The sequence below is a fragment of the Knoellia altitudinis genome (assembly GCF_042666355.1).
GTDB classification, from domain to species: Bacteria; Actinomycetota; Actinomycetes; order Actinomycetales; family Dermatophilaceae; genus Knoellia; species Knoellia altitudinis.
In genome coordinates this window covers 2,395,228-2,417,797 of the sequence record NZ_JBHTDK010000001.1, presented here as the reverse complement: position 1 = coordinate 2,417,797, position 22,570 = coordinate 2,395,228, and the positions used below count along the sequence as shown (strand labels likewise).

17 protein-coding genes and 1 tRNA gene are annotated in these 22,570 nt (G+C 69.7%); 5 read left to right on the top strand and 13 right to left on the bottom strand.

From position 1 onward, the window contains the following. Positions 1–13: 13 nt before the first annotated feature. Positions 14–721, bottom strand: coding sequence for a succinate dehydrogenase cytochrome b subunit (locus ACFQW8_RS11480; protein WP_380087452.1), 708 nt, complete (start codon positions 719–721; stop codon positions 14–16). Between the two features lie 114 nt (positions 722–835). Further along, entirely contained in the window at positions 836–1,702 is an 867-nt protein-coding gene (locus ACFQW8_RS11475) for an aldo/keto reductase (RefSeq protein WP_380087451.1), read from the bottom strand. Positions 1,703–1,789: 87 nt separating this feature from the next. On the opposite strand from ACFQW8_RS11475, the gene ACFQW8_RS11470 reads away from it, so the two are divergent. Continuing rightward, positions 1,790–2,122 (top strand): TraR/DksA family transcriptional regulator, encoded by a 333-nt coding sequence (locus ACFQW8_RS11470; RefSeq protein WP_380087450.1) that lies wholly within the window; start codon positions 1,790–1,792, stop codon positions 2,120–2,122. 9 nt (positions 2,123–2,131) lie between these two features. Here the strand turns inward: ACFQW8_RS11470 and ACFQW8_RS11465 are convergent, their stop codons facing one another. Continuing rightward, entirely contained in the window at positions 2,132–3,964 is a 1,833-nt protein-coding gene (locus ACFQW8_RS11465) for an O-antigen ligase family protein (RefSeq protein WP_380087448.1), read from the bottom strand. 732 nt (positions 3,965–4,696) lie between these two features. Between ACFQW8_RS11465 and ACFQW8_RS11460 the strand changes: the two genes are divergently transcribed. Further along, a complete protein-coding gene (locus ACFQW8_RS11460; protein WP_380087446.1) occupies positions 4,697–7,531 on the top strand; it encodes a FlgD immunoglobulin-like domain containing protein in 2,835 nt (944 codons plus the stop codon). A gap of 90 nt (positions 7,532–7,621) precedes the next feature. Here the strand turns inward: ACFQW8_RS11460 and rsmI are convergent, their stop codons facing one another. Beyond that, positions 7,622–8,467 carry a 16S rRNA (cytidine(1402)-2'-O)-methyltransferase gene (gene rsmI / locus ACFQW8_RS11455; RefSeq protein WP_380087443.1) on the bottom strand — a complete coding sequence of 282 codons (846 nt, stop codon included), beginning with the start codon at positions 8,465–8,467 and terminating at the stop codon, positions 7,622–7,624. Positions 8,468–8,519: 52 nt separating this feature from the next. Here rsmI and ACFQW8_RS11450 point away from each other — a divergent pair, with 52 nt between their 5' ends. Beyond that, complete coding sequence (locus tag ACFQW8_RS11450) at positions 8,520–10,073, top strand: dolichyl-phosphate-mannose--protein mannosyltransferase (RefSeq protein WP_380087442.1); 1,554 nt, start codon at positions 8,520–8,522, stop codon at positions 10,071–10,073. A 47-nt stretch (positions 10,074–10,120) separates the two neighbouring features. Then, on the top strand, positions 10,121–13,741 hold the full coding sequence (locus ACFQW8_RS11445; protein WP_380087440.1) for a TM0106 family RecB-like putative nuclease: 3,621 nt from the start codon (positions 10,121–10,123) through the stop codon (positions 13,739–13,741). Between the two features lie 12 nt (positions 13,742–13,753). On the opposite strand, the gene ACFQW8_RS11440 is transcribed toward ACFQW8_RS11445, so the two are convergent. From ACFQW8_RS11440 to ACFQW8_RS11430, 3 genes are all read right to left on the bottom strand, one after another. Then, the gene (locus ACFQW8_RS11440; RefSeq protein ID WP_380087438.1) at positions 13,754–14,767 is read right to left on the bottom strand and encodes a YihY/virulence factor BrkB family protein; all 1,014 of its coding nucleotides are present in this window, start codon (positions 14,765–14,767) and stop codon (positions 13,754–13,756) included. Between the two features lie 34 nt (positions 14,768–14,801). After that, positions 14,802–15,572, bottom strand: coding sequence for an SDR family NAD(P)-dependent oxidoreductase (locus tag ACFQW8_RS11435; RefSeq protein WP_380087435.1), 771 nt, complete (start codon positions 15,570–15,572; stop codon positions 14,802–14,804). Positions 15,573–15,758: 186 nt separating this feature from the next. After that, positions 15,759–15,834, bottom strand: a tRNA-Ala gene (locus ACFQW8_RS11430). A gap of 72 nt (positions 15,835–15,906) precedes the next feature. Between ACFQW8_RS11430 and ACFQW8_RS11425 the strand changes: the two genes are divergently transcribed. Then, on the top strand, positions 15,907–17,139 hold the full coding sequence (locus ACFQW8_RS11425) for an AI-2E family transporter (protein ID WP_380087433.1): 1,233 nt from the start codon (positions 15,907–15,909) through the stop codon (positions 17,137–17,139). A 62-nt stretch (positions 17,140–17,201) separates the two neighbouring features. Here the strand turns inward: ACFQW8_RS11425 and ACFQW8_RS11420 are convergent, their stop codons facing one another. The 6 genes from ACFQW8_RS11420 to ACFQW8_RS11395 form a co-directional block, all read right to left on the bottom strand. Further along, positions 17,202–18,197 (bottom strand): hypothetical protein, encoded by a 996-nt coding sequence (locus ACFQW8_RS11420; protein WP_380087431.1) that lies wholly within the window; start codon positions 18,195–18,197, stop codon positions 17,202–17,204. A gap of 26 nt (positions 18,198–18,223) precedes the next feature. Then, positions 18,224–18,889 carry a GNAT family N-acetyltransferase gene (locus ACFQW8_RS11415; RefSeq protein ID WP_380087429.1) on the bottom strand — a complete coding sequence of 222 codons (666 nt, stop codon included), beginning with the start codon at positions 18,887–18,889 and terminating at the stop codon, positions 18,224–18,226. After that, positions 18,889–19,383, bottom strand: coding sequence for a MogA/MoaB family molybdenum cofactor biosynthesis protein (locus ACFQW8_RS11410; RefSeq protein ID WP_380087428.1), 495 nt, complete (start codon positions 19,381–19,383; stop codon positions 18,889–18,891). Before ACFQW8_RS11410 ends, ACFQW8_RS11415 begins: the two co-directional genes overlap by 1 nt. Continuing rightward, positions 19,380–19,808, bottom strand: a complete 429-nt coding sequence (gene moaC, locus ACFQW8_RS11405; RefSeq protein ID WP_380087426.1) for a cyclic pyranopterin monophosphate synthase MoaC — start codon at positions 19,806–19,808, stop codon at positions 19,380–19,382. Before moaC ends, ACFQW8_RS11410 begins: the two co-directional genes overlap by 4 nt. A 145-nt stretch (positions 19,809–19,953) precedes the next feature. Then, positions 19,954–21,177, bottom strand: coding sequence for a molybdopterin molybdotransferase MoeA (locus ACFQW8_RS11400; RefSeq protein ID WP_380087425.1), 1,224 nt, complete (start codon positions 21,175–21,177; stop codon positions 19,954–19,956). Beyond that, positions 21,174–22,559 (bottom strand): UTP--glucose-1-phosphate uridylyltransferase, encoded by a 1,386-nt coding sequence (locus ACFQW8_RS11395; RefSeq protein ID WP_380087423.1) that lies wholly within the window; start codon positions 22,557–22,559, stop codon positions 21,174–21,176. The genes ACFQW8_RS11400 and ACFQW8_RS11395 overlap by 4 nt, the downstream gene beginning before the upstream one ends. Positions 22,560–22,570 lie beyond the last annotated feature (11 nt).

Here is a 22,570-nt window from a genome sequence, read left to right as displayed (position 1 = left end):
TTCAGCGACACCTTCAGTCGATCAGGCCGAATGCGATGGCCAGGGGCGGGATGAGGAACCCGACGGTGATGAGCGCCGCGACGGCGAGCCCGATCGTCCGGGCACGAACGCGCGCCTTGGGCGAACCGGTCCAGCCGAGGGTCTGCTGCGCGCTGTAGACGCCGTGCTTGAGGTGCATGAAGAGCGCGACCATCGCGAGGATGTAGATCGCGAGCATCCACCACACCTGGAAGCTCGCGACGACGAGCTGGTAGGGGTTCTCGGTGACGTTGGGGCCCTGCTTGTCAGCGTTGGGCGAGACCTTGATGATCGTGAAGTGGAGGAGGTGCCACACGATGAAGACGAGGAGGAAGGTGCCTCCCCAGCGCATCCACTTCGTCGTCGCAGCCGTCTTGACGGCGGCGTACTTCGTCCGACGCGCACTGCCCGCTCGACTCCACAGCGTGTACGTGGCATACACGTGTCCGACGAGCGACAGGATGAGGACCAGTCGCACGATCCAGAGCAGCCCGTTGTGGGGAAGCATCGGCTCACCGAACGTCCGCAGGTGCTCCGCGTAGGTGTTGAATCCCTCCTCTCCCGTGAGGGCCTTGAGGTTTCCGTACATGTGCAGGAGCAGGTATCCGACGAAGACCAGGCCGGTCACTGCCATGAGCAGCTTGAGCGCGATCGTCGTGCTCCGCGCCGTGGTCCCGCGCGGGGAGAGCGTCGTCGTGGGCATGAACGAAACGTACCTCGCGCCGACCGGACCAACACGCTCAGGCAGACCTAAGTCACGTGTGAGATTGGCACGTTACTGACGCGTATGCCGTCCGCCCGCCGAACGCCGACTCGCTCAGGCGTCGAGGCGGGCCAGCTCGTCCTCGTCGAGGTCGAGGTCCGCCGCGGCTGCCGAGTCGGTGATCGACTGCGGGCGCTTCGCGCCGGGGATGGGGATGACGACCGGGGACTGGGCCAGCTCCCAGGCCAGAGCGACCTGCTGGGCACTGACCCCGCGGGCCGTGGCCACCTCGGCGAAAGCCGGGAAGGTCGAGGCGAGGTCCTTGGCACCGCCCAGGCCGCCGAGCGGGCTCCACGGGAGGAAGGCCAGCCCGAGCTCCTCGCAGACGTCGATCTCCGGGCGGCTGCTGCGGAAGGCGGGGCTGAACTGGTTCTGGACGCTGACTAGCGCGTCGCCGAGCACGGCGTGAGCGGCGCGGATCTGGTCGGGGTCGGCGTTGGAGAGACCGACGCGCGCGACCTTGCCGCTGTCGGCGATCTCCTTGAGGGTGCCGATGACCTCGTCGTAGGGCACGGCGGGGTCCGGACGGTGGTGCTGCCAGAGGGCGAGCTGCTCGACTCCGAGCCGGCCCAGGCTGGCGTCCACCGCTTGGTGCAGGTGGTCGGCCGAGCTGTCGGTGTCCCAGCCGCCGCCGTCGGTGCGCACGTGACCGCCCTTGGTGGCGAGAAGGACCTGGTCGCGCACGCCGAGCTCGTCGAGGATCGAGGCGATGAGCCGCTCGTTCTCACCCTGCGCGTCGGCGCCCTTCTCGTCGCCGGGCCCGTAGGCGTCGGCGGTGTCGAGGAGCGTCACGCCGGCATCGAGCGCAGCCCGGACTGTGTCGAGCAGCTGCTGCCGAGGCTGGCTGCCGCTCTGGTCGAAGGTCATCAGGCCCAGGCCAATGGCGCCGACCTGGACGTCTCCCACGTTGCGTGTCTTCATCGGTCCAACCTATCTCCCGTGCCCGACAAGGGTCTGGGCGTGTGCCGCCCAGCTCTCGTTGTCGCAGGTCGGTGACACGATGCGCGGATGGACGAGACCCGCAGCCTGTTGGACCGGGAGCGACAGGAAGCGCTCTACCGGTTGGCCGCGCTGACGGGTGACTTTGACCGGATCGTCGACGCGTCGCGCGACAGCAACGCCGACGACGAGCACGACCCCGAGGGCGCGACGATCGCCTACGAACGCTCGCAGGTCGACGCACTCATCCACCAGGCGCGAACGCAGCTGGTCGAGATCGACGCCGCCTCCGCTCGCCTGAGCGCTGGCGACTACGGCACGTGCGAGCGGTGCGGCCAGGCGATCCCCGAGGCTCGACTCCGAGCGCGCCCCACCGCGAGAACCTGCGTCACCTGCCCCTGAACCGCCGATTCAGGGTGATGCCGACGCTAGCTCGTCCGCTCTGGCCTGGGCGTTCGCCTGCTGGGCGTCACCGGTGAGGCCGTAGAGGACGGCAAGGTTGCGCCACGCATCAGGGCTCTTAGGGGCCGTGCGGGTCACCTCGACGAACAGGCGCTCGGCCCGGACCAGGTCGCCGCGCTCAGCCGCGACAACACCGTGTCGCAGGGTGAGCACGGGGTCACGGGGTGCGAGCACCCGAGCGGCTGCAAAGTGTTGGTCCGCCTCCGCTAGGTTACCTGCGAGTTCTGAGACGGAGCCCGCATCGCCGAGCGCCGCGGGAGAAGACGACAACAACCCGACGCGCCCGACCCACGTGATGCCGTGGGCGCCGAGCGCTTGGTCGCCGTTGCGCCCCGCGGCGGCGTAGGCGTGAAGAGCGGTGAGAGCGATGTCGTCCGCGGTCCACACGCGCAGCCGGGTCGCGAGCGTGAAGTGCGCGTCCGCTCTTGTCGTGTCGCCGGCCGCGACGGCGTCGATGCCTACCCGTAGCGGGACCTCCGCGACCGCCCCGAGGGTGAGCAGGGTGGCAACGAGAGCCGACCCGGAGGCATACCCCCATGGCGAGTGCAAAGCGGGAGCTTGCGCAGAGAGGCGATTGGGCGGTGATGGCGCGGTGACCGCCAACGGCAGTGCCGCCCCGAGGAGGGTGGCGGCTGCGATCGTGGTCGTCGGCCCGGTGAAATGAGTGAGCAGGACGACTGCGTAGCCCGGCAGGCCTATCATTGCTGCCGCGGAGAGATCGCCGCCCGGGTGACGGTGCAGGACCGTGAGCCGTCGAGCCACTGGCCGCGCCAGCAGCCCCAGACCGATCAGAGCCAGGACGACGAGGGTGAGACCACCCGCCGCCCACAGTTGAAGCGGGAGGGTGTGCGGGCTGTCGAGGATGAGGTCGGTCGGTTGGGTGCGGAACCACGCGACGGTATGCGCTGACGGGATTGCGTCGACGAAACCACTCGGCCCCACGCCGAAGGGGCGTGACGCGACGAGGCCCCAGGTCTCGCGCCACACGTCGAGCCGCCCGGTCACCGTCGCCCTTGACAGTGGTGAGGCGCCGGTCAGGCGATCGCGGGTGCCAGGAAGGGCGAAGGTCGTGAGCATGATCGCGAGCGAGCCAATCAAGACAAATCGGCGCTCTCGCCGGACGCACACGACGGCCAGGACTATCGCAGTCACCAAAGCTCCGAGCAGCGCCGCCCTCGATCCCGACGTGACGACACAGATCACCGCCGTAACCGTCGCAGCGATCGGGAGGGGTCTGCGCTGCCTTACAGACAGCAGCGCGAAGAAGCCCAGGGCCAGCACCCCGAACGCGCCCTGCTCCGTCGCGTTGCCGATCAGAGATCCGGGCCGCTGCTCCTCGCCCCCTAGGGGCTGCAATCCTGCTGTCTCGATGAGCGCGACACCTCCGACCGCGGCGGTGGCGAAGGCAAAGGCCTTGCTGAACGCGGCGAAGAGCTCGGGGCGCGTCGGGGTGAAAAGGCGTGTACCTGCGAGGAAAGCGAAGATGTAGGCCGCGCAGACGACCACACCCTCATAGCGCGGGGCCCGGCCGAGCAACTGGGCCAGTGGCGCGGCGCCGAGCAGCGCGGCAACGACGAGGAGGACCGCGCCCGCACCGATCACGAGCGACACCCGGCGCGGAAGTCGAGTGGCCGGCACGGTCAGCACCAGGACCGCTCCGGCCGCGGCGACGGCCGCCTTCGGGAGGGTGTAGCGGTCGAGGCCGCCGGGGAGGATGACTGCGGGGGCGAAACCGAGCAGCACGGCGCCCCAGCGCGCGAGGGTGCCCGTCGGCATCGGCATGGTCGAAGGCTAACTGCGGACGGGGCCACTCAACGGCGAGTCGCACCGGAGACGAGTTTGCGAAACAGGGCTCGTGAGGTGGCTGAACGATGGTTTGATTCACACCTCAGTGCCGTGAACAAGGGATGGCCGATGAAGCGCATCACGTCAAGGTTTGTTGGTCGCCGCCCCGCGCTCCGTCGCAGAGCAGTAGCGGTGACGGTCACTGTCGTGGTTGTCGCGACAGCTGAAGCCGCTCTTGCAGCTGACCCCCCTGGCACTGTGACTCTTGCCAGCGGACTGAGTAGCCTCCCAACCGGGTTCAACGCGCTGGCTCACACGAGTCGGGGCACCATCTTGGCTCTCGATGGCGCTGAGCAATTCCGTTTGGTGTCGGACAACGGGACACTCACAACGTTCCCCTTCCCCACCGACTCATGGGGACTGGATGCGTGTACGGACGTCGCCTCTGCGGTCCAGTACATGCCGGGGGGAGACCCAAGCATGGTCCACTGGCGCAACGTCGTCACGGCCACCAGCGGCTCGCGCGGTCTTGCCAATGGCCGCGCCTACGTCGGAGCCACCCCTACCGGCTGGCTCGAGAGCGAAACAGTTGCCACCGCAGAGACTGCCACGACGGTTCTCCACGCGATCACCGCCAGCACAGGAAGCGACACGGTGCGCGGGTCTTTCCCTGCCGACGACAGCGGAAATGCCCCCTCCATCCACGACTCAACCTGCGGAGCCACAGGCGTGGCCGTCGCCCTGAGCGGCAGCTCGAACTCGACCGTCGTCGTGATGCCGAACAGTGGTGGCCAGACGAATGTGACGAGCCTTGCCCACCCGCTCGGTGGCAGCGGCTACATCATGCTGCACGGCATCGTCGGCTCGACCGTCGCCTACGACGCCGTGACGTTCGATGGGGACGAGAAATGGACAACGAACACCTATCGCAAGGCGCCGGGAAGCTCCGCCGAGACCATCGCCGCCGAACCGACAAACGTCGCGCACCTCGCCATCTCGGCCACCGACACCTTCTACGCCACGCAAGAGACGGACTCCGCTCAGATGGCCTACTACCGCAAGCCGGTGGGCCAGGCGGCCGTGCAGGTCTCGGGCATCGCGATCTGGCCCTCTCTGATCGCACCCGCGGGCGCAGGCTTCCTAGTAGCGGGCCAGCAGAGGGAGGACTCTGGTATCTACACCGTCGTGGGTACGGCAGTGAAGCGGGTCTGGACTCCGCCCCTTCCGGCGCTGTCCGCGCTCTCGGTCGCCGCCGCGCCGGGGCGTGCCCTCTGGTCCGATGATCGCCGAACCGACGAGCCCCTCTGGTCGCGGTCGGTCACGGGCACGGCTGCCCTGACCGCGGGCGCCGAAGCTCTCATCGGCACCCGCGTCTCCGGTGGAGTCTTCTCCGTCAGCGGTCGGCGAACGGTGTGGACCAACCGAGACACCGGCAAGCTCGTCGTCCAGGACGGCCTGACATCCCAGAACCGGCCCGAACTCGGACTGGTCCGCGCCATGTCCGGACACCGAGTCCTAAGCATTCTCTACCCGGCGACTGGCGCGGGCGACCCGACGGTGGCGGTGACCAACTTGGTGACCGGAACCCGGACGGCAGCGCCTTTCATCACGGCGATCTGGGGCAACGTCGGCGTCGGCTTCGACGCCCTGCGCAACATCGTCAAGCAGGACCTCACCACCGGGACAAGAAGCGTGTTGGTGCCCACCGGATCAACCGGGGTGCCTACGGACGGGTGGGCGGAGGATCCCATCGTCGAGGGTGACCTCGTCGCGTGGATCTCGCACGGCAATGACGGATCCACACAGATCAACTGGCGCAATCTTCGGACAGGCGCCCAGTCTTCCAGGCCTGCCGCCACCGACACTTTTCTCAGCAATCTCAGCATTCGTGGAGCTGCCCTCGTTGCGATCCAATCATCCGCGAGCTCAGAGCCAGGGTCGACGGTGTACTCCGCGTACGCACTCGACACGGCGAGCGGTACGCAAATGCCCGACGTCATTTCAGGTCCAGCCACCTTCGACGACACCGTCCTCAAGGCCGGGCCATCCGGTCTCGCGTGGGTATCGCCCAACGGACAGCCGAAGGTGTCACCGATGCCGGACCAGCACCTGCGCCCCCGGCACGAAGGCAACCCGTTCGCGCCGACCACGTTCAACGCCGGTTCTGGCGCGACGCAGCCGTGGGTGGGGGAATGGGTCTTCACCGACCCCCTCACGGCGTGCTCGGTGCAGGTCAAGAACGATGCCGCCTCCCTGGTGCGCACGCTTGCCTGCGACCCCACCTACGCCAAGCAGGGGGAGGCCGTCGCCTCTTGGGACGGCAAGGACGCCACCGGCACCGTTGTCCCGTCCGGGACCTACACGTGGACGGTGCTGGGCCGTGACGCCGACGGCTCTGCCCTCGACACCGATGGGGTCTCCACGAGCATCACGGGCAGTATCGCCGTGACTGGGGCGGTTGTCGCAGACAAGTACGTCGCCCTGACCCCCGCCAGACTCGTCGACACCCGCAGTGGAACCGGAGCACCCAAGGCGCCTGTCGGCAGTGGGAAGGAGATCGCCGTCCAGGTCACCGGCGAGGGCGGGGTACCGACCACCGGGGTCTCCTCGGTCGTGCTCAACGTCACCGCGGTCGCTCCCACCGCCGGCGGCTACGCCACCATCTACCCGTCCGGCACCAGCCGCCCGACCGCGTCGAACATCAACTATGCCCAAGGCGCCACCATCGCCAACCAGGTCATCGTGAAGGTCGGGGCGGACGGCAAGGCTCGTCTGTTCACCTCCGCTGCCACCAACGTGATCGTCGACGTTGCCGGCTACTACCCGCCCGGCAGCCGCTACACGGGCTTGCCCCCTGCCCGACTTCTTGACACCCGCACCGGCGTCGGCGCCCCCACGGTCCGCATCCCTGCCGGTGGCACGGTCAACCTGCAGGTCACCGGCCGTGGGGGGGTCCCGACCACCGGCGCGGCGTCGGTCGCCTTCAACATCACCGCCGTCAACCCGAGCGCGGGTGGCTACATCACGGCCTGGCCCACCGGCACCGTCAAACCCAACGCCTCCAACGTCAACTTCGCCAAGGCGCAGACGATTGCCGGTTTAGCCGTCGCGAAACTCGGCACGGGGGGCAAGATCAGCATCTCGTCCTCCGCCGCAACGGATCTGCTCCTCGACGTCGCCGGCTGGTTCCCCACCAGCAGCGACTTCCACGGCACCGTCCCAGCCCGGATCCTCGATACCCGTCTCGGGACGGGCGCCCCGGCTGCTCCCGTCGATGGCGGAGGCACCTTGACCCTCCAGGTCGCCGGCAAGGGTGGAGTGCCTGCCACCGGCATCAAGGCTGTCCTCGTCAACGTCACCGTTGTTGGACCGACAACACCGGGGTTCCTGACCGCCTACCCGTCCACCGCGGCACGCCCGACAGCATCGAACCTCAACTTCGGCAAGGGCCAGTCCATCGCCAACACGGTCTTGGCCAAGCTCGGCACCGACGGCAAGATCAAGCTCTACACCTCCGCTGGCACTCACCTCATCACCGACGTCCAGGGGTACATCACGAACTGATCGAGCGGCCCCCGACTTTGTGACTGGCAAGCATGAGCGGGGGCGGCGACGCGTGTCTGAAACCGCGCGCATGTTCGGGACTTGTCTGGATCAGGGCTTCTGGGCGGCGAGCGCGGCGTTGTAGAGGGCCGACCTCGACAGGCCCGTGGCCGAGGCGACGTCGGCGCACACGTCCTTGAGCCGCTCCCCCGCGGCGACCCGGTCGAGGATCGACGTCAGGTTGCTCTCGACGTCACCCGCGACAGCAGCCGCGCCCGCCACGACGACCGTGATCTCGCCTCGCGCCCCGTCGTCGGCCCAGGCCACCAGCTCGACCAACGACCCGCGCCGCACCTCCTCATAGGTCTTGGTCAGCTCGCGGCACACCGCAGCCCGACGATCCCCGCCGAACGCCTCCTCCATCGCCGCCAGCGACTTCGCGATCCGGTGCGGGGCCTCGAAGAACACCATCGTCCGCTTCTCGTCGGCCAGGGACTTCAACACGCGCAGGCGCTCGCCACCCTTGCGCGGCAGGAACCCCTCGAAGCAGAACCGGTCCACCGGCAGCCCTGACACCGCGAGCGCCATGAGCACGGCCGACGGCCCCGGCACGCAGGTCACGCGCACGTCGATGCCGACCGCAGCGGAGACCAGGCGGTACCCCGGGTCCGAGACGGACGGCATACCCGCGTCGGTGACGACGAGGACGCGAGCGCCCTCGCGAAGTCTCTCGACGAGGTCCGCGGTGCGGGCGGCCTCGTTGTGCTCGTGATAGCTGACGACCTTGCCCGAAGGGTTCACGTCGAGCGCCTGGCAGAGCCGTCGCAGTCGGCGCGTGTCCTCGGCCGCGATGACGTCGGCGGTGGCCAGCTCGTCCGCCAACCGTGGGGCCGCGTCGCGGGCATCACCGATGGGGGTGGCCGCCAGCACGAGCACACCTTCGCGAGTCTGCTCCATGGCGCGATCCTCCCACGGCTTGCTCACAGGCAGCGTTGCCTACGATGGCCCGGTGACCCGGACCGAGGAGCTGCGCGAACGGCTGCTCGGGACCCGTCCGACCGATCGCGTCTGGGGGTGGGTCGGGCCGCTGCTCATCGCCGCGATCGGGGGGTTCCTCCGGTTCTGGCACCTCGGCCGACCGGACTCGCTGGTCTTCGACGAGACCTACTACGTCAAGCAGGGCTGGTCGCTCATCGAGCACGGCGTCGAGCTGCGCGTCGCGGGCAAGAACGAGGACGCCGACAAGCTCTGGAACGCCGGCGACGTCAACGTCTTCAGCGACCAGGGCGACATGGTCGTCCACCCGCCGGTGGGCAAGTGGCTCATCGGCTTCGGCGAGTGGCTCTTCGGTCCGGGGAGCTCGTTCGGGTGGCGCTTCGCCGTCGCCGTGCTCGGCACGCTGTCCATCCTCATCGTGGGGCGGGTCGCCCGCCGCCTGTTCGGCTCGACGCTGCTCGGCTGCATCGCGGCGCTGCTGCTCGCCGTCGAGGGCACCCACTTCACGATGTCACGCACAGGCATCCTGGACATGGTCGTGTCGTTCTTCGCGCTGGCCGGCTTCGCGGCGCTCGTGGTCGACCGGGACACGAGCCGCGAGCGACTGGCAGGCATCATCGGCAGCCAGCCGGCCGGCATACCCCTCGAGCACGGACCGTGGCTGGGACTCCGGCCGTGGCGTTGGGTCGCGGGGCTCTCGCTGGGGCTGTGCGTCTCGACGAAGTGGTCGGGGCTGTTCTTCCTCGCGGTCTTCGGGCTGATGACGGTGCTCTGGGACATGGGCGCGCGGCGCGCGGTGGGCGTGCGGCCGTGGATCCGTGAGGGGCTCCTGAAGGACGGGCCGTATGCCGCGGTGCAGCTCGTCGTGACCTCCGCCGTCGTCTATGTCGCCTCGTGGGCGGGCTGGTTCGCGTCGAGCAACGGCTACCACCGGCAGTGGCACACGTTCCATCCGGGCGAGGGCATCCAGTGGCTGCCGGCGGTGCTGCGCAACTGGGTGAAGTACCACCAGGACATGTGGGACTTCAACACCACGCTCTCGACTCCGCACTCCTACTCGTCCAACCCGTGGGGCTGGATGATCCAGGCGCGCCCGACGTCGTTCTTCTACGAGGGCACGAAGCGTGGCGAGGGCTCGTGCGTCGCCGACACGTGCTCACAGGCGGTGCACACGATCGGCACGGTGTCGCTGTGGTGGGTCGGGATCGTGGCCCTGCTCGTGTGCGCCTTCCACTGGGCCGTGCGGCGGGACTGGCGCGCTGGAGCGGTGCTGGCGGGGATGCTCGCGGGGTATGCGCCGTGGTTCATGTACCAGCACCGCACGATCTACGCGTTCTACACGGTGGCGTTCGAGCCGTGGGTGGTGCTGGGGGTGGTGTTCTGCCTCGGGCTCGTGCTCGGCGGCGCAGGTGCGTCGCCGGAGCGGCGGCGGCTTGGTGCGGTCGTCGTGGGCGGCTACCTGCTCGTGACGATCGCCCTGTTCGCGTGGTTCTACCCGATCTACTCGGGGCAGGTCATCCCGTACTCGCAGTGGTTGCGCCTCATGTGGTTCCCCAGCTGGATCTGAGGCGTTCCGGAGCGGTCCTGTCGGGGGCCGTCCGTAGGGTGTGAAACATGTTCCTCCTCCGTGACGACGGGCGACTGATCCTCAGCCCGAGCGACCTGCGCCTCGCCTCCCAGTGCGAGTTCGCCCTGGTGCGCGAGCTCGACGTCACGCTGGGCCGCACGCCGAGGGCGCCGCAGACCGAGGAGCTCATGCTGGAGCGGCTCAAGGAGCTCGGCGACGCCCACGAGCGCCAGGAGCTCCTGCGGTTGTCGGCCGCGCACCCGGGTCGCGTGAAGCAGTTCCCGCGTCCCGACTATGACCTGTTGTCGCTCACGGCGGCACACGAGACGACCCTTGCGACGCTGTCGGGCGTCGACACCGACGTCGTGTTCCAGGCGACCTTCTTCGACGGCGGACTGGTCGGCCACGCCGACTTCCTCGAGCGCACCGACGACGGGTGGCTCGTCTGCGACACCAAGCTCGCGCGCAGCGCGAGCGTCCCGGCACTGCTGCAGATCGCGGCGTATGCCGCCCAGCTGCGGTCCGCGGGCGTGCCGACTGCTCCGGTGGCCCGGTTGGTCCTGGGCAGTGGAGTGGCGACCGACCACCTGCTCGACGACATCCTTCCTGTGTATGCCGCCCGGCGAGCTCGTCTGGAGGCTGTGCTCGCCGAGCACACCGCCGAGCCCGGGGCGGGTGAGTGGGGCGATGCTCGCTGGTTGGCGTGCGGTCGGTGTGAGGTCTGCGAAGCGGAGGCGGAGGTCGCTCGCGACGTGCTGCTCGTGGCCGGCGTGCGCCTGCCGCAGCGTCGGCGGCTGCTCGAGGCAGGGGTCTCGACGATCGAGGAGCTGGCCACACGCACCGAGCCGGTGGCCGACGTGCGCGAGTCGACGCTGGAGCGGTTGCGCGAGCAGGCGCGGCTGCAGCTCGTCCAGGAGGCCGACCCGGACGGGCGGGTGGTGGCCGAGGTGACGTCGCCGACCGCACTGCGCGCTCTGCCGGCCCCGAGCGACGGTGACATCTTCTTCGACTTCGAGGGGGACCCACTGTGGAGCGAGCGGGGTTCCCACGACTGGGGACTGGAGTACCTGTTCGGTCTCGTCGAAGTGGATGGGATCGACGTCGGGAAGGGCGAGAAGCCGCGGTTCCGGACGTTCTGGGCGCACGACCGCGTGCAGGAGAAGCAGGCGCTTCTCGACTTCGTCGACTACCTCCATGAGCGCCGTCGCCAGTGGCCAGGCCTGCACGTCTACCACTACGCGCCCTACGAGAAGACGGCGCTGCTGCGGCTCGCCGCCCGCCACGGGGTGTGCGAGGACGACATCGACCAGTTCCTGCGCGAGGGTGTCTTCGTCGACCTGTATGCCGTGGTGCGAGCCGGTATTCGCGTCTCTCAGCGGTCCTACTCCATCAAGAAGCTCGAGCCCCTCTACATGGGTGACCGGACCGCGGCCGTCGCCAAGGGCGACGACTCGATCGTCGCCTACCACCGCTTCGTCCTCGCCCGCGAGATCGACGACCATGCCACGGCCGGGCGCGAGATCCAGGACATCGCGAACTACAACGAGGAGGACTGCGTCTCGACGTTGCTCTTGCGCGACTGGCTGCTGGCCCGTCAGGTCGAGGCGGCTGTCGCTGTGGACGGACGGGGCAGCACGACAGCCGACCTCGGCGTCGGTGACGGTACGCCGGCCGGCGGGGACGTCTCGGCGCAGGTGCCGAGCGACTCCCGGCTCGCCCTGCTCGAGCTCGAGACCCTGCTGCGGTCCACCATCGACGGGGTCAAGCCGCAGGACCGCACACCGACGCAGCAGACGATCGCGATGGTGGCGGCGACGCTGCTGTTCCATGCCCGTGAGGACAAGCCGTTCTGGTGGAAGCACTTCGACCGGCTGCGCCTGCCGGTGAGCGAGTGGATGTCGGACCCGGGGGTGTTCGTCATCGAGGGCTGCTCCGTTGCGCAGACCTGGCACCGGGCCACCTCCCGGCAGCGCCCCCGTCGCGTCCTGCGACTCGAGGGCGAGCCCATGGGTGGGGTCCTGCTCGGTCCCGGCTCCGAGGTCGCCGCCATCTACTCCTCTCCCCCGCCGGCCGGCGTCGAGCTGCTGCCGGGGCACATCAACGCCAAGTCCTCGGCCTCGGTCAAGGTGCTCGACTCGGAGGACGTCATCGCCCCCAACGGCCGGGTCCACCAGGTGCTCATGGTCGAGGAGCTGATGCCCAAGGACGGCATCGAGCACGACGACCACCTCGTCGCGCTGGTGCCGAGCGGCATCGTGCGCACCCTGCACATCGACGCGGCACTGGAGCGCCTCGCTCGACGCGTCCAGTCCTCGTTGCCGGAACTCCCGACCTGCGCGGGGGTCGACGTGCTGCTGCGCCGTCCACCCCGGCTGCGGTCCGGGGGCTCGCTGCCCGCGCTCGGGTCCAGCGACGACCGCCACGTGCGGGCGATCACCGAGGCGCTGCTCGACCTCGACCGCTCGGCCCTGTCGGTGCAGGGCCCGCCCGGGACGGGCAAGACCTATGTCGCCTCACAGGTCATCGCCACCCTCGTGCGCGACCACGGCTGGAAGGTCGGGGTGAGCGCACAGTCGCACTCGGCGATCCAGAACGTCCTCTCGTCCGTCGTCGCGGCTGGGGTCGACAAGGCCCAGGTCGCCAAGGCCAGCAAGGACGTCAGCGACCCACCGTGGACGCACCTCGCCAAGGCCGACGAGCTCTCGACGTTCACGGCGGAGCAGGAGGCGCTCGGCCGCGGCTATGTCATCGGTGGGACGGCCTGGGACCTCACCAACCCCTCGCGGGTGCAGCCCGGACAGCTCGACCTGCTCGTCATCGACGAGGCCGGTCAGTTCTCCCTGGCCAAGACCTTGGCGGTGGCGGAGTCGGCCGACCGCCTGCTCCTCGTGGGTGACCCGCAGCAGCTCCCGCAGGTGTCCCAGGGCACCCACCCGGAGCCGGTCGACGACTCCGCGCTCGGCTGGGTCATCCGCGCCGAGCGAGAGGACGAGCGGGTCCTCCCCTCCTCGCACGGCTACTTCCTCGAGACGACCTGGCGCATGCACCCGGCCCTCACCGAGCCGGTGTCCCGACTCGCCTACGAAGGTCGCCTGCGCTCCCACGAGGACCGCACGGCCAAGCGCCTGCTCGACGGTGTCGAGCCCGGCCTGCACGTGCGGCTCGTGGACCACCGCGACCGCGCCCAGTGGTCCCCCGAGGAGGCCGACGTCGTCGTGCAGCTCGTGCGCGAGCACGTCGGTCTCGCCTGGCAGCTCTCCCCCGGCGCTCCGTCGCGACCGTTGGCGCAGGACGACATCCTCGTCATCACGCCCTACAACGCCCAGGTCGGCACGCTGCGGGCGGCGCTGGACGCCGCGGGCTTCGAGGACGTCGCCGCCGGTACGGTCGACAAGTTCCAGGGGCGGGAGGCGCCGGTGGCCATCGTCTCGATGGCGGCCTCCGCCCACGCCGACGTCCCCCGCGGCATCGGCTTCCTCCTCGACCGGCACCGGCTCAACGTCGCCGTCTCTCGAGCACAGCACGCGGCATACCTCGTCCGTTCGACCGTGCTCACGGACTTCGCGCCGCGCACGCCCGCCGAGCTCGTCGCTCTCGGAGCCTTCCTCGGGTTGTGCGAGCGCGCGGTGACGACGTCGACCGTGGAACACGCGACGGTGAGCGCCTGACTCGGCAGGCGGTCAGCGCGGTGGAGCCGTCGGCGAGGGCGGCTCGCCGGACTCGACGGGTTCGATCGGCCTCTCGAAATCGACGTCGATCTGCTGGTAGGCCTTGAACCGGCCGATGCGGGCCTGCTGCGCGTAGGCCCGCCGATCACCGTCGGTGAGGTCCACGTTGTCGGTGAACTGGGTGAGCAGGGCCCTCGGGTAGAGGTGGCGTTCGCGCACCACGTCGGCCTCGGCGAAGAGCACGGTGCCGAACGCGGCCAGGTGGAAGAACGCGAAGAGGCCGATGACGATGCCGAACACCCCGTTGGTCGCGGACTGCGAGCTCGCCGCCGACTCGACGAGACCGACGCCGAAGTACTGCAGCACCTGCCATGTCGCGGCGGCACCTATTGCCCCGACGGCGACCTGTCGCAACGAGAGGTCCAGTGCCACGGCACGACGCATCCCGAGGGCGAAGACCATCGCCGTGCCGACGAAGGTCAGCACTGTGACGACGGGCCTGGTCATCACCGGGAAGCTGTCACTGGCTCGAGCACTGACGACGGAGATCGCGGTCGTCAGGACGACGAAGAGCAGGATCGTGAGCAGGAGCAGGAAGCTGCGGCCCCGTGCCCGGAACGGGTTGGGTCGGGAGTTGCGCGGGACTCCCCACACGGTGTTCATCGCGTACTGGAAGGCCTGTCCGACGCCGAGCCCGCCATAGAGCGCGACCACGATGCTCACGATGATCCCGGCAATGCTTCCGCGCAGGGTCTGCGGCTGCCCGAGCTGCTCCCCGATGACCGGGATCTCCGAGAGTGCCGAGTTGAGGACCCGCGCCTGCAGGTCGGGGTAGTTCACGAGGACGAAGCTCAGCGCCGTCGTGAAGAGGATGAGCAGCGGGAAGAAGGACAGGAACGCGTAGTAGGCGATGAGCCCGACGAGGTAGCCGGCCTGGTCGTCGACGAACTTGTAGATGACGGCCAAGGGGAATCCCACGACGGGGTGCTTGCGCTGGAAGCGATCCAGCTGTCCGACTTGTGCCACGCCCGAATCTCATCACAGCCTGATCCGTCCCACGTCAGAAGGCCGTGTAACCCCCGTCGGCGACGAGCACCGAACCCGTGATGAACGAGGACGCGTCACTGGCCAGGAAGACCACCGCCGGCGCCAGCTCCTCGACCGTGCCGTAGCGGCGCAACGGCGCGTCCTCGATCCAGTTCTGGCGGAAGCGTGGCTCGTCGACCGGGGACATGTCCGTCTTGATGTAGCCAGGTGCCAGCGCGTTGACCCGCACCCCGAACTCGCCCCACTCAGCAGCCAGACTGCGCGTGAGGTGGTGCACGGCGGCCTTGGAGGCGTTGTAGGCGGGCTGCCACTGGGGTCGGTTGACGATGAGGCCGGACATCGACCCGATGTTGATGATCGTCCCCGCCCGCTCCTGCACGAAGTGGCGGCCGAAGGTCTGGCTGCAGGTCCACACCGCATCGAGGTTGACGTTCATCACCTGGCGCCAGTCCTCCGGCGTGACGTCGAGGGCCGGGGCGTGCACACACGCACCGGCGTTGTTGACGAGGATGTCGCACCGCCCGAACCGTTCCAGAGTCTCGTCGAGGGCGCGGGTGACGTCGTCCGGGTGGGTGACGTCCACGGGGAGGTATGCCGTGTCGACGCCTTCGCCGGTCAGGGCCTCGGCCACAGTGGCCCCTCGGTCCTGGTCGCGACCGAGCAACATGACCGAGGCACCCGCGGCGCCGAGGGCCTTGGCGAACCCCTCTCCGAGGCCGCGGGTCCCACCCGTGACCACGGCCACCCTGCCGTCGAGCGCGAAGGGATTCTGCGTGTCCGTCATGAGGTGTCCTTGCTCCAGAGGATGGTGACCGAGGGTCATCCGCAACCCATGGACATCCCACCACCTCGATGAGGCTCAGTCCCCACACAGCGGCGGGGCAAAGGTCCGCAAGCCTCGTTCCGCGACCTCTCCCCACCTGGCACGCAAGAGGGCCGGACACAGTGTCGTGTCCGGCCCTCTTGACTCTGGTGGAGCTGAGGGGATTCGAACCCCTGGCCTTCTCATTGCGAACGAGACGCGCTACCAACTGCGCCACAGCCCCATTGAGCGGCCTCACGATAACACCGGGCGAGGCCGGTCACGAAACCGGACGACCCGGCATACGCTCGACGACATGCGCCTCCGTATGCCGTCCAGCCGCGTCGGTCGCGCCGACCCCGCTGACCTGCCCCGACTCGGGATGTCGGCACCGGCTCTTGCCTCCCCGTTGACCCACCACGAGCCCGCCGCCGACCCGGATCCGGCGCACCAGCCGGCCGCCTGGCAGGTGCCCATGGGGGTGCGCACCGCGAGCGAATGGTCCTGGCGACTCCTCATCATCTCGGCCGTCATCTTCGGTGCGCTGTGGATCCTCGCCTACCTCTCCGCCGTCACGGTGCCGATCATCGTGGCACTTCTCCTGACCGCCCTCCTCCGGCCGGTGACGCGGGTGCTCAGCCGGGTCATCCCACGCGGTGCGGCGGCCGGGCTCACCGTCCTCGGCACCCTCGCCGTCATCGTGGGGGCGCTGAGCTTCGTCGGGTCCCAGCTGACCTCGCAGTTCAGCGACATCAGCAGCCAGGTCGGCGAAGGCATCACCGAGATCCGCAGCTGGTTCCGGACCACCTTCGGCATCACCGACACCCAGGTCGACGACTGGATCGCCCAGGCACGTGAGCAGCTCAGCTCGGGTGGCGGCAACCTCGGTGAGACCGCGGCGCAGGCGGGTCTCACCGCGACGCACGTCGTCGCCGGGTTCTTCATCGCACTGTTCGCCCTCTTCTTCTTCCTCTACGACGGTGAGCGCATCTGGGCGTGGGTCGTGCGCCTCTTCCCCCGCACCACCCGTGACCGCGTCCACTCCTCCGGCGTCATCGCGTGGAGCCAGCTCTCGGCGTTCACCCGCGCGACGATCCTCGTGGCGGCCGTCGACGCCCTCGGCATCGGCATCGTGGCCGCCCTGCTCGGGGTGCCCTTCGCCTCGGGCGTCGCCGTGCTCGTGTTCTTCGGCGCCTTCGTCCCGGTCATCGGTGCCGCGATCTCGGGTGCCGTGCCGGTGCTGCTCGCCCTCGTGGCCCTCGGCCCGGTCCAGGCGCTCATCATGCTCGGTGGCGTCGTCGCGGTGCAGCAGCTCGAGTCGCACGTGCTCCAGCCGTTCCTCCTCGGCCGCGCCGTCCGCGTCCACCCGCTCGCCGTCATCCTCGGGATCGCTGCCGGTGTCGTCGTCGCGGGCGTGCTCGGTGCCCTCATCGCGGTCCCGCTCGTAGCCGTCCTCAATGCCGTCGGTCACCACCTCCTCGACGAGGAAGAGGTGCCCGACGACCTCGAGGACGACGTGGAACAGGCGGAGGCCGAGCAGGAGGTCTGACCCTGCACGACGAACGCCCCGCAAGGTCCTCGCGGGGCGTTCGTCGTGTGCTGGGGGAAGTGTCAGGCGCCGGCGGTGCGGCGCTGCAGCACCTCGTCGTATGCCGGGTGCTCGGCTTGCGCTGCCGGCTCCGCTTCCCTTGCAGGCGCGGGACGCTCGGCGGCCTTCGCCTTCATCGTGTAGGTCGGTCGCGGCACCGGACGCGGATCCCAGGTGAGGGGGATGTCGTCCTCGTCGATCTCGGGCAGGGCGACCTCGTGCCCAGCGACCGGCTGTGTCTCGGCGACCGGCTGACGCTCCACCGGCGCCTGCGCCGGGGTGGCGCTGGCGACAGTCTCGGAGGCCACGTCGAACGGCGCAGCGACCTGAGCCTGCTCGATCTGTGTCTGCTCTGCCGCCACGGTCTCGATCGCCGTGGTCTGCGCCGAGCGCTGGGCAGCCGGACGCGCTGACCCGGACGGCGCAGCCGGCGCGGCCACACGGACAGGCGTCGTCACACGAGAGGGCTGGGACGTGTCGGCGCGAACCGCAGCCCGGCGGGCACGGCCCCGAGCGGCGCGCTGGGCCTTGAGCTCGGACTGGACACCGGCGCGCAGCCAGAAGAAGCCGCCGACGGCCATGGCCAGGGGAACGACGAACGACCAGGCCACCAGGACGCCGAGCGCGGCGAGCACACCGAAGACGATGGTGCCGACGAGACTGATGAGCACGACCAGGCCTCGGGCTGCGCGGGCCGGGCGCATGGTGTGGCGCGGCGCTGCGACCGGCTCCACGAGGCGAGCAGGCTCGACCGGGGTGGCGACGTGGGCCTCGGCGCGCTTGACCGTGACCTGGGGCCGCATGGCCCGGGCAGGGCTCACGGCATAGGTGCGGGGAGCCTGCCCACCGTGGTCGACCGAGGGCAGCGGCGCGCGCCGCTGGAGGACGCGCATCGTCTCGGAGAAGGCGTCGACCGACCGGATCGTGGCGAGGTGCTCGCGACGACGGACCCAGTACTGGACGAAGTAGGCAGCCCAGACCCCAATGATGACAAGGAAGATCAGGCTGCTCGGCTGCACGAGCACGACGTTAGGCGTGCGAGAGGTCAGTCAGTCGGACGCTCAACGGTGTGTCGCGCACGTGACTGCTGTGACGTGTGGGTCAGCCGGTCCATCAGCGTCCCGCCGTCGAGATCCTCTGTCGTCAGGGCGAAGGAGCGATGGTCGCGCCAGTCGCCGTCGATGTGGAGCATCCGCTGACGCAGGCCTTCGTCCCGGAAGCCGAGCTTGTGGACGACGGCCAGGCTCGCGGTGTTCTCGGGTCGGATGTTGACCTCGATGCGGTGCAGCCCGAGGTCCTTGATCGCGTGGTCGGCCACGAGCGCCAGAGCAGTCGGGATGATGCCCTTGCCGGCCACCGACTGCGCCACCCAGTAGCCGACGGTGCAGGACCGGAACGACCCCATGACGATGTTGCTGACGTTGACCTGGCCGACGAGCCGTCTGTCGACCTCGATGACGAGCGGGATCATCCGGCCCGCGAGCGCATCCTCCTGGTAGAGGTCGACGAGGTCGTCGAACGTCCGGGGCGAGGTGGCCGGGACCGGCGAGGTCGCATCCCAGGGGCTCAGCCATTGGCGGTTGCGGGCCCGCACCGACGAGTACTCGTCGGCGTCCTCGGACCGGAGCGGCCGGAGGAGGATCGGCACACCCTGGGTGGTGGTGCCGGCCAGCAGCAGCGACCATCCGCGTCGCGGGCGGTTCCACCGCATCAGTGGTCGCCCCCTGCGAGCTGGCTCAGCGCGTGCCCGAGCACGGGCTCGAGAACGGCGAGGGCGTCGCGCACCCCTCCGGTGGAGCCGGGGAGGTTGACGACGAGGGTGCACCCGGCCACGCCGGCCAGCCCACGAGAGAGCATCGCGGTGGGGACACCAGCAGCGACGCCGGCGGCCCGGATGGCCTCCGCGATCCCCGGCACCTCGTGGTCGAGCAGGCCGGCCGTCGCCTCGGGGGTCGCGTCCGTCGGGCTGATGCCCGTGCCGCCGGTCGTCAGCACCAGGTCGGGCCCCGCCGCCAGCGCAGCCTCGAGGGCCTCGACGATGTCGGCGTCGGCCACCACCGTGGGGTCCTGCACCTCGGCGCCCCAGGCACGCAGGGCCTCGACGATGAGGGCGCCGCCCTTGTCGGGGTAGACACCCTGCGACGCGCGGGTCGACGCCGTGACGACGACGGCGCGGCGCCCTGCGAGGCTGGCCCCGCCGGTCACTGTTCGACCCAGTCGCCGGACCTGCCGCCGGACTTGGCGGTGACGCGGACGTCGGTGATGCGGCCGTGCTTGTCGACGGCCTTGACCATGTCGATGAGGGCGAGAGCAGCGACACTCACGGCGGTGAGGGCCTCCATCTCGATGCCGGTGCGGTCAGCGGTGCGGACGGTGGCGCTGATGTCGACGCCGTCGTCGGCGACGACGAGGTCGACCGACGCGGCATGGACCGCCACCGGGTGCGCGAGCGGGATGAGCTCCGGTGTGCGCTTCACGGCCTGTATGCCGGCCAGCCGCGCCACCGCGAGTGCGTCCCCCTTGGGGACCGTCCCGTCACGCAGGGCCACGATCGCCGCAGGTGCGAGGAGCACCCGGCCCCGGGCGCTGGCCGCACGAGCCGTCACTGCCTTGGCGGACACGTCGACCATGTGCGCCGTCCCGTCGGCCCGGACGTGCGTCAGCCCACTCGCCCCACCCTCGCCCCCCGCCGCATTATCGGGTGACCCGATAAAGGGGGCCTCGACCCGAGTCGGCACATCGGGTGAAGCGGGCCTTTGTCGGGTGGAGCTGGAGTCATCGGTGGCCACGAGGCAGATTCTCCCCCACCAGGGAGACGAGTTGGACCGTGTCCCCGGGCCGGATCTGCGTGGTCTCGGCGTCGACGACCGCCAGGTGCGTGGCTTCGGCCAGGGCCCCGAGCATGTGTGACCCCTGTCCGCCTGACGGCCGGGCGCCGTCAGCACCCAGCACCACGCGGGTGAACTCGACCTTGCCCCCGATCGACGACCACCCCTCTGCGGCCATGGCTTCGGTGGTCGCCACCTCGGGGTCGAGACCGGCCAGGGCTCGCAGCACGGGCAGCACGAAGACGTGGAACGACACGAACGAGCTCACCGGGTTGCCGGGCAGGGTGATGATCGGCGTGCGCTGCTCGCCGACGACCCCGGCGCCCTGCGGCATGCCGGGACGCATGGCCACCTTGACGAAGTCGACAGTGCCCGTGTCCGAGAGGACCTCCTTGACCGTGTCATAGGCGCCCATCGACACCCCGCCGGTCGTGAGGACGAGGTCGGGCTGCCCCGGCACGTCCCGCAGGAGGGATGCCATGGCCTCGGCGTCGTCGTCGAGGGGGCTCCGGCCCACGACCTCGGCGCCGGCTGCGCTGACCAGCGCAGCGAGCATCACGCTGTTGGAGTCCACGATCTGTCCGTGCTCGAGCGGGGTGCCCGGCGGGACCAGCTCGTCGCCGGTGGACAGGATCGTGACCCGCGGACGCGGGGCGACCGTGACGACGGCGACGTTGGACGCCGCCGCCAGCGCGACCTGACCCGGCCCCAGACGCGTGCCGCCACGCAGCACCACGTCGCCGACGTGGACGTCCTCGCCCTGCGAGCGCAGATGGCGACCGACCTCGGCCGCCAACGTCAGCGCAACCCGCGACACGCCCCCGTCGCTCGCCTCGACCGGCACGATCGCGTCGGCGCCCTCGGGCAACGGAGCACCCGTCATGATCCGCATCGCCACACCAGGTCGCAGCACGTGTCGACGGGTGTCGCCCGCCGCGATGTCGCCGTCGACGTCCAGCACCACGGGGGAAGCGGCGCTGGCGCCGGCGACGTCGGCCGAGCGGACGGCATACCCGTCCATCGCGCTGTTGTCGAAGCCCGGAAGGTCCACTGCCGCAACGACATCGGCAGCCAGGAGGCGCCCCAAGGCCTCCGACAACGGCACCGTCACCGGTGGCAGTGCGGCGACGAGGGCGAGCAGTGCCGCCCGGTGCTCGTCGACCGTTCTCACACGTCGCCCTCGAGGCGGGCACCGTCCGGGATCGTGCGCGGCTCGTCGGCGCGCACGGTGACGTCGCCGACGCACACCACGTCACGACCGAAGGTCACGTCCCCCTCGACCACCAGGGAACGGGCCTCGCGGATCGACGGCACCCCCTGCGCGAAGCGGGCCTCGAAGTCGTCGATGAGCTTGAACTCGCCCGACAAGTCGATGAAGGGCTCGTCGTGGTCGATGAGCGAGACCACCCGGCTCGCGGCGTCGAGCTCATAGAGGTCGGACCGCACCAGCAGCAGCTCGTTGGTCGTCTTGACCGGGCGGAACCGGTCGCGCGGCACGAAGAGGGCACGCGACCCCTCGAAGACCTCGATCGCGGTGCCCATGGACGACTCGATCTGGATGACCGGCGTCGAGTCCTTGCGGGTCGGGTCCACGGTCTTGCGGTTGACGATGATCGGCAGCTCGAGGACGCCAGCCCGCTCGGCCAGCTGGGTCGCGAGGACGTCGAGGTCGATCCAGAGGTTGTTGACGTGGAAGTACTCGTGCCGCTCGTTGTCGGCGAAGAACGCCTCCTCGCCGGGAGCGACCTGGGCGGAGTCGCGCAGGATGAGTCGACCGTCCTCGCGACGGTGGGCGAGGTGTCCGCCCTTGCGGTCGTTGCGGGTGCGGGCACAGACCTCGGCCACGTAGGGGATGTCCTCGCTCGCCATCCAGGCCGGGATCCGGGCATCGCACACGGCGCCCAGGTTGTCCGCGTTGGAGAGGAAGAGGTGGCGGAACCCCCGCTCGCGCAACGTGTCGAGCAGGCCGCTGGACTGGAGCGCGATGTAGACGTCGCCGTGTCCGGGCGGGCACCACTCGAGCTCGGTGTCGTCCGGCCACGAGACCGGGGTGAGGTCGTCGGCGCGCAGCTTGGGCTCGGCGCTCTGGAGGAAGGTCAGCGGCAGCCCCTCGACCTCCAGGCCCTCGTGCGCGGCGAGGATCTGCACGGTCTCGTCCTGCGTCCGGAACGAGTTCATGAAGACGACCGGCAGCTCGACGTCGTGCTCCTCGCGGATGGCGAGGACCTGGCGCGCGATGATGTCGAGGAAGGTCAGCCCGTCTCGCACCGACAGAGCGGACTTGGCGCCGCTGATCCCCATCGACGTGCCGAGTCCACCGTTGAGCTTGAGCACCACCGAGGTGGCGAGCGCCTTGCGGGCCTCGGCGGCGGTGACCTCGAGGTCGGCCAACGCCTGCACCTCGCCCAGCGGCTCGATCGAGTCCTCGACGATGTGTCCCGTCGCGTCCGCCTCAAGCATCGTGTAGAACCGGGTGAACGCCATGGTCGCCCGCTCATCCACCCCGCGTGCTCGCATCAGCTCGGTCGCCCGCTGCAGCCCGTCGTCGCCCATGCCGCAACCCT